Origin of the sequence: Endozoicomonas sp. ALD068, assembly GCF_049310145.1 — a bacterium.
Taxonomy (GTDB): domain Bacteria; phylum Pseudomonadota; class Gammaproteobacteria; order Pseudomonadales; family Endozoicomonadaceae; genus Endozoicomonas_A.
This window is the reverse complement of the sequence record NZ_JBLYNU010000004.1, coordinates 452605-469354: the sequence shown is the minus strand read 5'-3', so window position 1 is coordinate 469354 and position 16750 is coordinate 452605. Positions and strand designations below refer to the sequence as shown.

3 protein-coding genes are annotated in these 16750 nt (G+C 47.6%); all 3 read left to right on the top strand.

From position 1 onward, the window contains the following. The first annotated feature begins 625 nt into the window (after positions 1-625). The gene (locus ACO6V5_RS01645) at positions 626-5305 is read left to right on the top strand and encodes a hypothetical protein (protein WP_422441925.1); all 4680 of its coding nucleotides are present in this window, start codon (positions 626-628) and stop codon (positions 5303-5305) included. A 191-nt stretch (positions 5306-5496) separates the two neighbouring features. Then, positions 5497-11823 carry a hypothetical protein gene (locus tag ACO6V5_RS01640; RefSeq protein WP_422412576.1) on the top strand — a complete coding sequence of 2109 codons (6327 nt, stop codon included), beginning with the start codon at positions 5497-5499 and terminating at the stop codon, positions 11821-11823. Between the two features lie 117 nt (positions 11824-11940). Continuing rightward, entirely contained in the window at positions 11941-16635 is a 4695-nt protein-coding gene (locus tag ACO6V5_RS01635; protein WP_422412574.1) for a hypothetical protein, read from the top strand. Positions 16636-16750: the final 115 nt, after the last annotated feature.

Sequence of the window (16750 nt, the reverse complement as noted above, 5' to 3'; positions counted from 1 at the left end):
ACCAGTACAAAACTCTAGGAGCTTGACCGAGAATAGCGCCCGTATCGAGGACGGCAGAAAATTGAGGATGAAAATTCGGTTTTGTGAGGAGAATAGCGAGCTATTTGACGAACAAAAGCGGATTTTCAGACCAATTTGCTGCCGCCGCAGTAGGGCAGTCTATTCTCGGACAAGCTCCTAGCAGCCTGTCGGACTTAAGCGTCCGTAGCGAGGATTGCGAGAAATTGAGGATAAAAATTTCTGATTCCGAGGAGAATAGCGAGCTATTTGACGAGGGAGCAGGAATTTTTAGACCAATTTATCGCAACCGCAGTAGGACAGTCTTAAGTCCGACAGGCTGCTAGCAACGCGTTCCCACGCTTTTAGGCCCTGTGGGTCTTGCGTGGGAAGGCATAACTCCCCTGAAAACCGGACTCTACAGCGTGAGATAAGGTATGGGTTCCCACGCTGGGACCCACATTCACTCAACAACTTACAGACTTTGCCACTGTGAAAAAGATTCTTTCAACGGCTTATCGAAACAGCTATCAGCAACTGACAGCTATGAGCGATTAGAAGTTGCTTTCTCGTCGGGTGTGGAATCGCTTTTCACGGTAATCAAGCTGGTCAGCTCTGAGGTAGTAGTATGATCAATACTTGCCCCAATGCATTACGACTTGCAGCGGCCGTTGCCATCAGCTCTTCCATCATTGTTACAGACGCACAGGCCGGGCGCAGTCTGCAGACAAAATCTGTCGATATTTCGAACAATGGATATAGGGTGTTTACCCAGAGCCTGGTCAAGGTTCAGCCAACTTTAGGGAATGACCAGCAGCCAATACCCAAATCTTTTACCACCATCTACCCTGACCAGACTCCAGTCAGAGAGGGTTTCAGGGTTCCTTCAGATGACTTTACAGACGTTTTTTCCGGCGTCAGCACTCTTGTCTCCATTGTTGATCTGTTTGAAACAGGCGAGAATAACGTTGCTCAAAAATACACCAAAGTACTGAAAGTGGGTGATGAAGCAGTCTTCAAGTTCACCCATAGCCTTGAAGAAAAGGAACTGGTCATTGAAGTCAGGGGCGGAATGACCGATCAGGATATCGTTGACACTGTAAGTGATCAATTGGCTTGCATCTCATCATTAGAACCGTCAACGAAATTAGCCAGACCCGAACATCTTTATATAGTGCTGGAAGCTGCCAATGACAGAGCAGAAAACCTGGGCACAAGCGATCACTATGTTGCCCTTGCCACCATCAAAGTAGAACAAGTTGAAGTGAATGGGCGTACATTCATGATTCTTATCTCAGGGGGTGATCAGCCACCTGAACTGAAGCGTCTGGGTCAATCACTCTTTGTCAATGATGAAGCTCTCCTTGTTGCAGCCACTTCTGCCTATATCCAGGTTCATGTTCTGAAAGAGGAATTACAACAGGAGTCTCTTAATAATCTGATGGCACACAGCAAACCCGTCGGATATGTTGTACACGTCGAGGACAACCCAGAGCTTTATCCTCTGCCTGCGGGTTATCCAAAGCTGGAAGCAGTGCAAGCGCGGGAAGACATTATTGTTTTTCATGGTCTGACGCAGAATCCAGCCGATGTCGCTTTTGTAGAAAACCTCTACAAACTCCTGAAAGAAGCTGGGACTAAAGACCCTGCTGAGACAGTATCAACGAAGGTTAAAAAATATAATGTCAAAAGCTACCGGCATATTATTCGAAGCAGGCAGATGACACTGCTGGAGGAGTTAGCTGCACAGCACGATGCTGAATTCAGCAAAGATAAACTGATTTCGCTTGCATACTATGAATCTCTCCAGCAAGCGTTAAGCAGTGCTACACCAAAAAGCGCCTATGAATTTGAATTCACATCAGGACACTTCAAAGTGACTTCGTCGGTCGTCACGTCAACCTGGATGCATTATCAATTGGTAAAATACTTCGGCTTCAAACGCACATTTAAAAATCTTCTGACTGACCAGCGATTTATTAAGAATATGGAGAAAGTGATACCCATTTTCAGCGATATCGACAAAGCACAGGCCGATACTGGTGACGACGAGAAGTTTGCTTCCAAAGTCATGGAAGACATGTCCAGGCTTCTGAGTGTGACCTATAAAAACATAGATGAGCTGCGGGAAAAAGAGGGCGAATTCACTCATATTCTAAACCATTTAAAGTGCATAGCTGAGATAGACACTGGCTTTGAAAGGGAAAAACTCAGAGCACTTAAACTCAAGCAACAAGCTGAAGATGAGCATGCACAGACTCGTAAAGTGCTGGAAGAACTGCAAAACCAGTCACTAAAAATGCAGCAGGAGGTCGAACGAATTCCAGCGCTGCAACAACAAGTTCGTGATGCCAGAGAAAAAGTCGCAAAAATTTACAACACTGAATTGGCTGAAGAGCTTGGTATTGATAACTGGGATGATACCCAGCCAGCAAAAGAGCAAGCCTCACGCATCAGAGAGAGAATTAATAAAATCTTCACAGCAGCTGCCGCAACAGGACAGCCTGAAAAAGACACCGTAAGAACAAATCTGGCCGCTATTGAAGGCCAACTCGGTATTGTTCCAGATAATGAAAACGATCTGGATGCCCGCTTTCAATCCATTCAACAGCACCTGCAACAACACCTGCAACAACAAGAAAAATTAACTCATAAAGAAGTCTGGAACAGACTGACTAACTTTGAAGGTCAGCAACATCTTCAGCATATACAAAAGCTGGAAAAACAAAAAAACCGGTTGCAGGAATTTAAGCAGAAAGTTGATCATATGCCAACGCTGAGAGAAAAAGTCCGTGACCCCCTATTAATAACCATGGAAGATTACAACTTTCAACTGGCAGATGAGCTTGGTATTGAATTGGATGTGTTCGAGTTACCTGAAGAGCAGGCCAGACTCGTCAGCAAAAAAATTCGTAAAATCAGCAAATCGGAACAGCCTCAGAAAGAGGCTGTAAAAAAAATACTGGCGTCCATTGAAAGCGAGCATGGTATTACTCCAAAAAATGAAAATGATCTGGCTGGCCGCTTTGAGACTATTCAGCAGGAACTGCGATATCAACTGCAAGCAGAGACAGATCTGATCGACAATAGAATCCACTACGACCTGGCTGACATTGAAGGTCAATTCGGCCTGTTTCCGGATAACGTAAATGACCTGGAATACCGTCAATACACTCTTCAACAGCACCTGAAGCAGCAGATAGCCGAGGTCGGGCAAGAATATCATCGGCAACTGGACATCAGAACAGAAGCTGAAAAAATAGCTGCAACCAAAGCACGCTTTGCAACCATTGCCACACATTTAAACATTCAGGATTTTGATAGCGATGAAGATATTGACGTTCAGCAGGAACGCCTGCTTGAAAAAATCCAGACCATGGAGGCTCAACAAAAAATCCTGTTTCAGAGAGTTGAGGCATTAAATGATCAACAGGATATAGAGAATTCTTACATCCGGGGCCAGCAAAAAGCCAAACCTGAAGTACCTGAGACACTCAGTGCCGTAGAAGAAGCGAGGGCTGCAAAGAAAGCCGTCAAGAATGATAGCGGTCCCTTCCAGCTCTCGCCAAGACAGAAGCACATTCAGTACATTATGAGCCACATCGTACAGCAGCACCCTCTGAAGAAACAAGCCCTTGAGGCCGCAATGGGTCTGGCAGAGCTGGCAGAGCTGGCAGTAAAGAGCGGTAAGGAAATACCCGACCTTACGACGTTGGATTTTGACGATAAATTTGCACCGATCCGCCTGCAGGCAATGATCGGAGAAGGTCTGATCAGCAAGATTGAACTTGAGAACTACATAAAAGCCGCCCGGGGTGTCGATGGTTATCAGACAGTGGCTGAATTTGAACACTTCCTTGGCTACAGACACGGCGTCAAGCTGCCTCACTTCAAGAGCGTTGTCCAGATGCTGTCTGACGAGGGTGTTGAGGAGTTCATAAAGAGTGCCTTTACTCCTGTGACCGTGACGGTGAATGGCCCAGCGGGTATAAAAGAGTCTCTTGACGGCATGAAAGAGTATGCAACGGCTGTCATCGCCAACTACGTTCTTGATGACATCGCCTTTGACAATGGCCAAAGGACGGCAGCCTTCCTGACCAATATTCAGGATACCCTGAAACCCTATGCCAATGCTGTCGGGATGTCTGAAACAGACCTGATCAATATTATTCATGACACATTGATGCAAGTTCATGCCGCAGCGATTGTACGACAGTTGTTGCATTATTGGGTCAAACCTTCAGCCTTCCTGGTACAGACTGTCACCTGGTACTACTCCAGCTACAAACCGCTTCTGGTTGCTTATACCCACTGGCAGGCTGCCAAACTGTCCCTGGTAAACATGTCATTTCTCTATCTGCTGGATCTGACCAACAGAGGTGTTTACCTGCACAGAATGCTCACACCTTTCCAGCACTGGCTGGAAAGCTACGGCGTTGATCTTGACCGAACCGGCCAATATGCCTACCACAGCGGCATTGAACAAATCTCTGAAGTGGGCGGACTTGCCATGCCACTGGGCAAAGCCGCTTCTTCAGTCATTCTGTTAAGAACCGGCTCTGCGCTGTTTGCCCGACAATACAATGCTAACCCTCAAAGCTATCGCAGCCTTTCTCGTCTGGTGCCGGAAATAGTGAAATCCATGGGTTCCGGACAAGGGGTTCAGATGCCGTTGCTGAACAGTATGACACCAGAAAAAGTAAAAACGCTGGCCTCGGCCACAGCCGGTCTGGTGCTGGGTCCGATAGCCACCATCGGAACATACGTCCAAAGCCTTATATCCGGGTTCACCTATACTCAAACCTTCGGCTTCGCTTTGGCGTCGGGTCTCACTTTCGACTTCTTTATGAACGACAACAAGATGCTCACTCAATGGCTGGGTGGACCTCTGGGTCGTAGCCTTGACAGGATTAATCGCTGGCGGGGCGTCGGTGAAAGCCAGGATGAATATGTGAAACGTACCACCATTGCTACACCTCAACGCTATGGTGAAACCGATGAAGAGTACGCAAACCGTGTTAAGACAGGCGACACTGCGTACGGCTGGACTCGGCACGAAAACTACCTGCAATTCCGTGAACGACGGGATCGCACCATGAAACTGTCAGAGAATAGCTGGGAGAAATACTTCAGGGAAAATGTGCCCAAATGGTCATTCTCCAATGCAGAAAGTATTCCTTATTCCTACACCCTGGGCGCCTTCTTTGAGTCAGGGGCTGCAGCGCCCGAGCAACCCTCCGCAACCTTGAAAGGAGCACCGGTTGGGGGAGGTATGCATTCCCACGCAGAGCAAGGGAACGAGTTGTAAACATTCAATTTTATTGGCAGTGAACTTTGTCACGAGAATTAAATTCGGCCAATAGCTAGCGGATTTGCCACTGTGAACTAAATTCTCTCAACAGCTTACCGGAACAGCCGTGAGCCTTTGTAAGTTGTTTCCTCGCCGGGTGTGGCAATCGCTTTTCACGATAACCAAAGCACCAACTCTGAGGTAGTAGAATGACAAATGCCGGCCCCAATGCATTAAGCCTTGCAGTAACCATTGCCATCAGCTCTACCATCATCAGTACACAGGCGCAAGCCGAGCGCAAGCTGCAGACAAAATCTCTTGATATTTCAAACAGTGAATTCGTGTCGTTTACCCAGAGTCTGGTCAGGGTTCAGCCAACTTTATCGGGTGACCAGCAACCAATACCCAAATCCTTTACCACTACTTACCCTGATCAGACTCAAGCCAGAGACGGCTATACGGTTCCCTCTGATGGTTTTACAGACATTCTTTCTGCCGTTAGTGCTGGCGTCTCCAGTGTTGATCTGTTTGAAACAGGCGAGAATGACATTGCTCAGAAATACACCAAAGTCCTGAAGGTGGGTGATGAGGAAGTCTTCAGGTTCACCCACAGCCTTGAAGAAACGAAACTGACCATTGAAGTCAGAGGCGGAATGACCGACCAGGACACCATTGACGCTGTTCGTGATCAATTAACTGTCATACAGTCATTAGAACCCTTAACGAAAATAGCCAGACCCGAACAATTGTATGCAGTGCTGGAAGGTGCCGATGACAGAGCAGGAAACCTCGGCACAAGCGACCATTATGTTGCCCTTGCCACCATAAAAGTAGAACCCGTTGAAGTGAATGGACGAACATTTATGCGTCTTATCGCTTCGGGCGATCAGCCCCCTGAACTGAAGCGACTGGGTCAATCGCTCTTTGTCAATGATGAAACGCTTCTGGCCGCAGCTACCTCGGCCTATATCCAGGTTCATGTTCTGAAAGAAGAGTTACAACAAGAGGCTCTTGATAGACTGTTGGCACTGAGCAAACCCGTCGGATATGTTGTGCACGAAGAAGATTGCACAAAGGTTTATCCTGCCCCTTCGGGTTATCCAAAGCTGGTACCTGGTCATACTCAGGAAGATACTATTGTTTTCTATAGTCAGAAACTGAATCCAGCCGATATCGCGTTTGTAGAAAACCTCTATAGCCTCCTGACAGAAACTGAGCCTGATGGCCTCACTCACGCAACAACAGAGGTTCAAAAATATAAGGTCAAAAGCTACCTGCATGTTATTCGAAGCAAGCAGTGGGCACTGCTGGAGGAATTAGCTGCCCGGAGCAATGCCGGATTTAGCAAGGATAAACTGACTTCGCTTGCATACTATGAAGCTCTCCAGCAAGCTCTGGTCAGCGCTACGCCTCATATAGCAGATAAATTTGAACTCACATTAGAACATCTCAAAGTCACTTCGTCAGTCCTCACGCCAATCTGGATGCATTATCAACTGGTAAAATACTTCGGTTTCTGTGGCGCAACGAAAAGTCTTCTGACTGACCAGCGCTTTATTCAGAATATGGAGGAATTGATACCCGTTATCAGAGATATCCACAAAGTTCAGGCCGACGCTCCCGGAGATGATGAGTTTGCTTCCAGAGTACTGAAAGCCATGTCCCGGCAGATGATGATTGACACCTACGACAAAATAGATGCTCTGCAGAAAAAAGATGGCGATTACATCAGGCCTATAAAACACATAGAGTTCACAGCAGAGAAAGACAGGGACAGTGAAAGGGAAAAGCTCAGAGCACCTGAACTCAAGCAACAGACTGAGCATGGGCTTGCTAAAACTCGTAAAGCGCTGGAAGAACAGCAAAACCCGATACAGAAACAGCAGCAGGAAGCCAAACGATTTCCGTCGCTGGTACAACTAGTTACTGATGCCATAGAAAAAGCCACAAAAATTCGCAACGCTGAACTGGCCGAAGAGCTTGGTATTGGCAAATGGGATGATACCCAGACATCAGAGGAGCAAGCCTCACGCATCAGAGAGAGAATTCATAAAATCTTCAGTGCAGTTGCCGCAACGGGACAGCTTGAAGAAGACACTGTAAGAACAAATCTGGCCGCTATTGAAGGCCAGCTCGGTATTGTTCCAGATAATAAAAACGATCTCGATACCCGCTTTCAATCCATTCAACAGCACCTGCAACAACAGGAAAAACTCACCGATAAGGCCGCCTGGAACAGGCTGGCAAACATTGAAGGTCAGCACCGTAAGCAGCATCTTCGGCATCTGCAAAAGCTGGAAAAACAAAAAAACTGGCTACAGGAACTCAAGCAGAAAGTCGATCGAATTCCAGTGCTGAGAGAGGAACTTCGTGATCCCGTAATAGAAACCATAGAAAATTACAACGAGCAACTGGCAGATAAGCTCGGTATTGACAACTGGGTTGAGACCGAGCCAACAATGGCAGAACAAGCCACAATCATCAGAAAAGAAATTCATAAATTCAGCAAATCGGGACAGCTTCCGCAAGAGGGTTTAAAAGAAATACTGGCATCCATTGAAAGCAAGTACGATATTACTCCCAACAATGAAAACGATCTGGCTGCCCGCATTGAGTCCATTCAGCAGCAGCTGCAACAGGAACTGCAACAAAAGACAGAACTCATCGACGACTTAATCTGCACGAGACTGGCTAACTTTGAAGATCAGCTCGGCCTTCCGGATAACGATTATCACCTGGACTACCGGCGATATGCCCTTCAACAACACCTCAAGCAACGGATAGAACAGGTTGGGCAAGAACATCTTTTGCAACTGAGCATCAAAAGAAAAGCTGAAAAAATAGCTGCAACCAAAGCACGCTTTGCAACCATTGCCGCACATTTAAACATTGAGGATTTTGATCGCAATGCAGATATTGACGTTCAGCAAGAACGCCTGCTTGAAAAAATCAAGACAATGGATGCTCAAAAAGAAATGCTGTTTCAGAGAGTTGAAACATTGAGTGATCAACAGGATATAGAGAATTCTTACACCTGGGCCAGAAAATGTGCTCTGGCAGCCGCTCTTGATATTGATCTGAGTGAAGACAATACACCAGAAGATCGCAGAACCCTGGAATCAACGGTCAATCTCAAGCTCTTCAGGCTTGCAGAGCTGAAAGAAGAAGTGAAAGAGTCCAGAACCTGGGGCCGCCACAAAGCCAAACCTGAAGTACTCGAGACACTCAGAGCCGTAGAAGAAGCCCTTGAGATGAGCGACGTTGATGAAAACGATAGTGTGTATCTTCGTCGCGAGGACATTTCTGAAAACATGCAGGAATTCATCACAGAAGCCAGAGAGCGGGCGGAGGAAGAGGCCTTGGAAATACTGGAAGCCCTGGAACAAGTATTCGAGATCAAAAGCAATGAAGGTGATGACAATGCAGCAAGGCTTGCCAGAGTTCGAACAAGGCTTGATGGCGATCTTTCAGAGTTCATGCAGAATAAGGTACATAGTATTGTCTGGCAAGAAGACAGCAGTCTTGTAAATATGAAGGATCTCAAACCCGAGAGCCTTGATACAGATATTACCCTTTCTTATCCAAAAAAAGGGGGGCCAGAATGGCTCGATATACTTCGCAGGCGTCTTACCTATAAAGTCGAAGAGGTGGATGAGCAAGCCAGTGAAATACAGACAAATTATCTTGCAGCTATAGAGAACAGGCTAAAGATCTACCCTCATGAAAACAATGCAGCTGAAGCAAGAAGCATGGTTTTCACTGCCAGACTGGCCAGAGACCTGCAGGTAGAGTTTGCAAACGATGCCAACCTGCCTGATCGGAGGGATGCCCTGAGAGCCAGAATCAGTACATTATTGGATGAAGTGTACCAAGACTATGAAGACGAAGCGGCCAGAAGAGCCTGGAACAATGAAATCGCTCATCAACTCAACATTAAAGCCTATAAAGATGATGCCACTATCGACGATCAGGTCCGTCAGATTGATGCAAAACTCCGACAGCTGGATGATGAAGCTTTCAGTGCCGGTGAGCCTAACGTTCAAGAGCGTATTGCCGCCATTGAGGATAAGCTTGACGGGCAAATGGCCCGCCTGGGACCTGAACCCCGATATGTTCTTGATCTCAAGGTGACCAGAGCCAGACAAACAATGCAAGAAGCTGAAAGTGAGTTGGAAGCGGCTAATCAGGAACTGAATGCTATTCGTATCAAACACCTTGCATCTGCCGGAACCTTTGCTTTCCTGAAACATATCCCGGATGAAGCAGTTCCTGATATCATTGAAAAAACCGTGGCTGTTAAGCCGGAGTCCGCTGATACCAGTGAACGATGGGTTAAGGCCTTGAGAAACAAGCAGTTACAACTGGGCGGTGATGATGGCGCTGGCGGCGAGATCCGGCAACTGATTCAGAAACACGCCTTTCTGGAAGCAGAAATTGAAACCAGAAAAGCAGACTTTGAGGGAATGAAGGATGCCCTGAAGGCTGCCGAAAAAGCCGTCGAAAATGATGACGGCCCCTTCCAGTACACGCCGAGACAGGCCGATGTTCTGGAAGCTATCCACAAATGCATGCAACAACACCCTCTTAAACGACAGGCTCTGCAAGCCGCAATGGGTCTGGCAGAATCAGCAGCACAAAGCGGTAAGATAATGCCCTGTCTTACGACTTTCAATTTTGACGATGAATATGCGCCCATTCACTTGCAGGCACTGGTCGGAGATAAACTGACGTTTAAACAGACCAGTCGAATGGTGGAAGTCTTCAAGCACCTGAAGACGACCTTCCCGGAATCTTCTCACCAGCCTCTGGAAGAAGTCCAGACTCTGGTACACAGGGCCAGGAATGAGATGAATAAAGGGGCACAACAATACAACGACGAAATTGACGGCATAGGCTCGGCAGGCATTCACTATGTCGAGCATGAAACGGGGGATCTGGAAGGCTTCTCGGAATACTTCGCCAGCCATTCTGCCAGTGGTAACAAGATACTAGCCCTGCTGCGTGAAGGTCTGATCAACAAGGTTGAACTTGAAAACTACCTAAAGGCCATCAGAGGTGTTGATGGTTATCAGACAGTGGATGAGTTTGAACATTTCCTTGGTTATAAACAGGGTGTCAAGGTGCCCGAGTTCAGGAAGGTTATCCAGATGCTGTCCGATGAGGGTGCTGAGCAATTCATGGGGATTGCCATTACTCCTGTGACCATGACCGCAACTGGCCCGACAGCCATGAAAGAGTCTGTTAACAGCATGAAAGAGTACGCCGCTGCTGTCATCGCCAACTACGTTCTGGATGATATTGCCTTTGAAAATGGCCGCAAAATGGCAGCATTTCTGGCCAATGTTCAGGAGACCCTGACACCTTATGCCAACGCTGTCAGCCTGTCTGAGTCAGAACTGATCCAGGCTATTCATGACACATTGATGCAAGCTCATGCCGCAGCGGTTGAGCAGCAGCTCAATGATTACTGGGTCAAACCTTCTGCCTTTCTGGTACAGGCTGTCACCTGGTACTACTCCAGCTACAAACCACTGCTGGTGAACACTAACGCCCGGCGGGCTGCCGAGCTGTCGCTCTCAAACATGGCGTTCCTCTATCTGCTGGATCTGACCAACCGGGGTGATTACCTGCACAGAATGCTCACACCTTTCCAGCACTGGTTGGAACGTTACGGTGTTGATCTTGACCGAACTGGCCAATATGCCTACCACAGCGGGATTGAACAAATCTCTGAAGTGGGCGGTCTGGCTATGCCATTGGGCAAGGCCGCTTCTTCAGTCATTCTGCTGAGAACCGGCTCCATGTTGTTTGCCAGACAATACAATGCCAATCTGCAGAGGTATCGCAGCATTTCCCGTCTGGTGCCTGAAATAGTGAAATCCATGGGTTCCGGGCAAGGAGTTCAGGTACCACTTCTGAACAGGGTGACACCACAAAAAGTAAAAACACTGGCCTCGACCACAGCCGCTCTGGTACTGGGTCCGGTAGCCACTGTTGGAGCATACGCTCATGGCCTTATATCCGGATTCACTTATGCGCAAACTTTTGGATTCGCTTTGGCGTCGAGTCTCACTTTCGACTTCTTTATGAACGACAACAAGATGCTCACTCAATGGCTGGGTGGTCCCCTGGGCCGAAGTCTTGACAAATTTAACCGCTGGCGAGGCGCGGGTGAGTCTGACGATGAATATGTGAAACGCACGGCTATTGCCACGCCTCAATACTTCAGTGAAACCGATGAAGAGTTCGCCTACCGCGTTAAAGTCAACAACATGATGTACGGCTGGACGCGACATGAAAATTATCTGCAATTCCGTGAACGCCGGGATCGTACCCTCAAGCTGTTTGAGAATAGCTGGGAGAAATACTTCAGGGAAAATGTGCCTAAATGGTCGTTCTCCCATGCAGAAAGTATTCCTTACTCCTACACTCTGGGTGCCTTATTTGAGTCCACAACCGTAAAAGCAGCACCGGTTGGTCTTGAGGTCAAGAAATTCGATCTTGATAAAAATAAAAATACCCGCGACGAACTTTGATATTAGAAACCACTAGAAAACTCTGGTTCCCGTGCTTTCAGGCCCTGTGGGTCCTTGCGTGGGAGCGGGTTGTTCACTTTTCACAGGAATCAAAGTAATCAGCTTCGAGGTAGTAGGATGAAAAATACCTGCCCCAATACATTAAGCTTTGCAGTGGCCCTGGCAACCAGCTTTTCCATCATGAGTACAGAGGCACTGGCCGTTCGCAAACTTCAGACATACGCCTATATTCTGAACACTGGAGATTTTCAGTTTCCTCGAAGTGAGGTCATGGTTCAGCCAACTTTAGGTGATGACCGGCAGCCAATACCCAAATCTGTTACCACCAGCTACCCTTATGAGCCTCCACCTTCAAAATGTCACCCTCGTATCTCTCCCACTATAAGCTTTTCAGCAATTCTTTATGGTATTGGTGACGGCGTTTCCAGTGTTGATCAGTTTGAAACAGACGAGGGCGGCATTGCTCAGAAATATACCAAAGTTCTTAAGGTAGGTGATGAAGGAATCTTCAGGTTCATCCACAACCTTGAAGAAAAGGAACTGGTCATTGAAGTCAGAGGCGGAATGACCGATCAGGATTCAGTTGCGGTTGCTCGTGGTAAATTATTTTCTACATCATTAGAACCGTTAACGAAAATCGCCAGCCCCGCGCAACTGTCTGATGTTTTGAAAGCTGCCGTTGCAAGAGCAGGAAACCTCGGCTCAAGTGATCACTTCGTTGCCCTTGCCACCATTGAAGTTGAAAAAGTTGCAGTGAATGAGCGTACCTTCATGCGTCTTATCGCTTCGGGCGATCAGCCCCCAGAACTGCGACGCCTGGGTCAATCACTCTTTGTCAATGATGAAGCCCTCCTGGCGGCGGCTGCCTCTGCCTACATACAGGTTCATCTCATGAAAGAGGACTTACAACAGCAGGCGCTTAACGAACTTTTGCTACACAACAAACCCGTCGGCTATGTTGTACACGTCGAGGATGACACACAGGTTTATCCTGTGCCTAAGGGTTATCCAAAGTTGGAAATAACAGAAGCTCCGGGGGAGGATATTATTTTCCATGGTCAGATGCAGCGTCCGGATGACGTCGCTTTTGTAGAAAAACTCATCAAACTCTGGGTAGAAGCTGAGGTTAATAATCGCATAGTCATAACAGAGCTTCTCAGAATTAAGATCAAAAGCTACGAGTTCGTCATCCGAAGCAGGCAGATGGCACTGCTGGAGGAGATTGTTGCCCGACACGATATCGGCGTTAACAAAGATCAACCGATGATACTTTCTAACGAAGATAAACTGGCGGTGCGTTCCCTTGCAAATTACGAATCCCTCCAGCAGGTATTGGCGCTGGCTGCTCCAGATAAACCATATCGAACACGTCGTCGTCCATTTGAGTTAACACTGGAAGACATCACAGCCGTTTCATCAGTCATCACGCTAAACCGGATGTATGAGCAACTCGAAAAACACTTTGGCTTCAAACCCGTAGTTAAAAATCTCCTGATGAACCGGCACTTTCTTCAGCATATTCGGAAAGTGATACCCGCTACCGGCGATATCAAACAAGCGCAGATCGATCCCGAAAAAGACGAAGAGTTTACTTCCAGAGTGATGACCGACATGGCCAGACAGCTGCTTGAATTATCCAGGAACCTGGAGAACTTGCGGGCAAGACATGCCACACCGGGCATGAGAACAGAAGCTGAAAAAACAGCTGCAACCAAAGCTCGTTTTGCAACCATTGCCGCACATTTGAACATTGAGGACTTTGATAGTGATACAGATATTGACGCTCAGCAAGATCGCCTGATTCAAAAACTGGAGACAATGAAAGCTGAAGCACAAGATCTGCGTCAACAAATCAATCCTATGACCTTCCGACTCATTGTGGAGGATTTACACACCGTTACCAGGAAACATGCTCTGGCTCAGGTACTTAGTATTAATCCAAACGACAACACCGCACTATCAGACCGTGAAGCCGTAGAGTCAGCAGTATATACCAAGCTTAACAAGCTTAAATTTCTGGACACATATCTGGATTACGTCAGAACAGATCACTCCGAAGTTATACCGGGAGTCCTTAAGACACTGAGTGACGTGGAAAAAGCCCTTCAGATGACTGTTCCCGATGAAAACGATGATGTCTACCTTCGTCGCCAGAGCATTTCTGAAGAGCTGCAGGATTTCATCGAAAAAGCCAGACAACGGGCAGAGGAAAAGGCTCTGGCGATACTGAAAGCCATAGAAGAAATACTCGATATCAAAGTCAATGAAGGGGATGACAAAACAACAAGACTTATCAGGGTTCGAAGAATGTTTGACAACGATGATCTCACAGATCATAGGCTGGATAAGATAGATAACACCCTCTGGGCAGATGAAAACGCAGTTCTGAACGGGAAGGATCTCAAAGTCGCGAAGTTTCTTGCCTATCTTCACTATAAAATCGGAGGCCCTGACCCGGATAAGCGAGCCAGAGAACAACAGACAGATCCGCTGGCAGAAGTAGAAGAAGCACTCAACCTGGACTCCATTGAACGAAAGGACAGAGCAACAAGGCTTGCCATGGTGCTTAAAATGATTAACCACCCTGACGCCGGAGAATACCTGCTGGGTGAGGTAGACCAGGCACTCTGGAAAGAAGACAGCAAAGCGCTTGACGAGAGAGGTCTCAGACTCAGGAAGCTTGATGCGAGCCTCACTTATAAAGTCGAAGATCCGTACCATGATAAGCAGGTCAGAGAACAACAGGCAGGTTGCATTGCAGCCGTAGAGAACAAGCTGCATATCCACCCTCTTGATTACGTGGCTGTCATAAAAAAAGTCAAGGCTTTCACAGCGAAACTGGCCAGTGATCTAAGGATGAACTTTGACGAGGATGCCAGCCTGTCTGACCAGAAGGATGCTTTAATAGCCAGAATTCAGACATTTCGGGATGAAATCAACGAAGGCTATGAAGATGAAACAGCCAGAAGAGTACGGAACAATGAAGTGGCCCGTCAACTGAACATTAAAGACTATAACGATGATGACAGTATAGACGACCAAAATAGTCAAATTAAAGCAAAACTCCAACAACTGGACGACAAAGTTATCAAAGGGGTTCAGCCAGATGTTAATGTGCGTATCCTGATCATTGAGAAAGAGCTTGACAGGCATATGGCTTGCCTGGGACCCAAACCCCAATACGTTCGTGAGGTAGCCACAACCGGACAAATATTGGAAGAAGCTGAAAGTGAGCCGGAGACCATTCATCAAAAACCAGAGGGTGATGATGGTATTGTTGGTGTGCTGCGAGAAGGTCTGATCAGCAAGGTTGAACTGGAAAAGTACCTAAAGGCCATCATAGGTGTTGATGGTTATCAGACAGTGGCTGAGTTTGAACATTTCCCTGGTTATAAACAGGGTGTCAAGGTGCCCGAGTTCAGGAAGGTTATTCAAATGCTGTCCGATGAGGGGGCTGAACAATTCATTGAGATTGCCATTACTCCTGTGATCGTGACCGCAACTGACCCGACGGGCATGAAAGAGTCTGTTGACTGCGTGAAAGAGTATGCCGCTGCTGTCATCGCCAACCACGTTCTGGATGATATTGCCTTTGAAAATAGCCGCAGAACGGCAGTATTTCTGGCCAATGCTCAGGAGACCCTGTCACCTTATGCCAATGCTGTCGGCCTGCCCGAATCAGAACTGATCCAGGCTATTCATGACACATTGATGCAGGCTCATGCCGCAGCGGTTGAGCAGCAGCTCAATGATTACTGGGTCAAACCTTCCGCCTTTCTGGTACAGGCTGTCACCTGGTACTACTCCAGCTACAAACCACTGCTGGTGAACACTAACGCCCGGCGGGCTGCCGAGCTATCCCTGTCAAACATGGCGTTCCTCTATCTTCTGGATCTGACCAACAGGGGTGATTACCTCCACAGGATGCTTACACCTTTCCAGCACTGGTTGGAACGTTATGATGTTGATCCTGACCGAACCGACCAATATGCCTTCCACAGCAGCATTGAACAAATCTCTGAGGTGGGTGGGCTGGCCATGCCATTGGGTAAGGCAGCGTCCTCAGTCATTCTGCTGAGAACCGGCGCTTTGTTGTTTGCCAGACAATACAATGCCAATCCGCAGAGGTATCGCAGCATTTCCCGTCTGGTGCCTGAAATAGTGAAATCCATGGGTTCCGGGCAAGGGGTTCAGGTGCCACTTCTGCACAGGGTGACACCGCAAACAGTAAAAACGCTGGCCTCCGCCACTGCTGGTCTGGTGCTGGGTCCGGTAGCCACTGTTGGAGCATACGCCCATGGCCTTATATCCGGATTCGCTTATGCGCAAACCTTTGGATTCGCTCTGGCGTCGAGTCTCACTTTCGACTTCTTTATGAACGACAACAAGATGCTCACTCAATGGCTGAGTGGCCCTCTGGGCCGAAGTCTTGACAGGATTAACCGCTGGCGAGGCGTGGCTGAGTCTGACGATGACTATGTGAAACGCACGGCGATTGCCACACCTCAATGCTTCAGTGAAACCGATAAAGAGTATGCCTACCGTGTTAAAGCCAACAACACGATGTATGGCTGGACACGACATGAAAATTATCTGCAGTTCCGTGAACGCCGGGATCGCACCCTCAAACTGTTTGAGAATAGCTGGGAGAAATACTTCAGGGAAAATGTACCTAAATGGTCGTTCTCCCATGCAGAAAGTATTCCTTACTCTTGCACTCTGGGTGCTTTCTTCGGGTCCGGGACTGCAGCGCCTGGGCAACCCTGGGCAACCGTAAAAGCAGCACCGGTTGGTCTTGAGGTTAAGAAGTGAGTCACAGCGTGGGAACGAGTTCCGGACATTGAACTTTGCCACTGAGAATTAAATTCGCTCAACAGCTTAGCGGATCTGCCAGTGTGAACTAAATTCTCTCAACGGCTTACAGAAA

What these genes read in the sequence shown, in the direction of transcription:
- ACO6V5_RS01645 (WP_422441925.1), top strand. Translation starts at nt 626, where the DNA reads ATGATCAATACTTGCCCCAATGCATTACGACTTGCAGCGGCCGTTGCC.
- ACO6V5_RS01635 (WP_422412574.1), top strand. Translation starts at nt 11,941, where the DNA reads ATGAAAAATACCTGCCCCAATACATTAAGCTTTGCAGTGGCCCTGGCA.
- ACO6V5_RS01640 (WP_422412576.1), top strand. Translation starts at nt 5,497, where the DNA reads ATGACAAATGCCGGCCCCAATGCATTAAGCCTTGCAGTAACCATTGCC.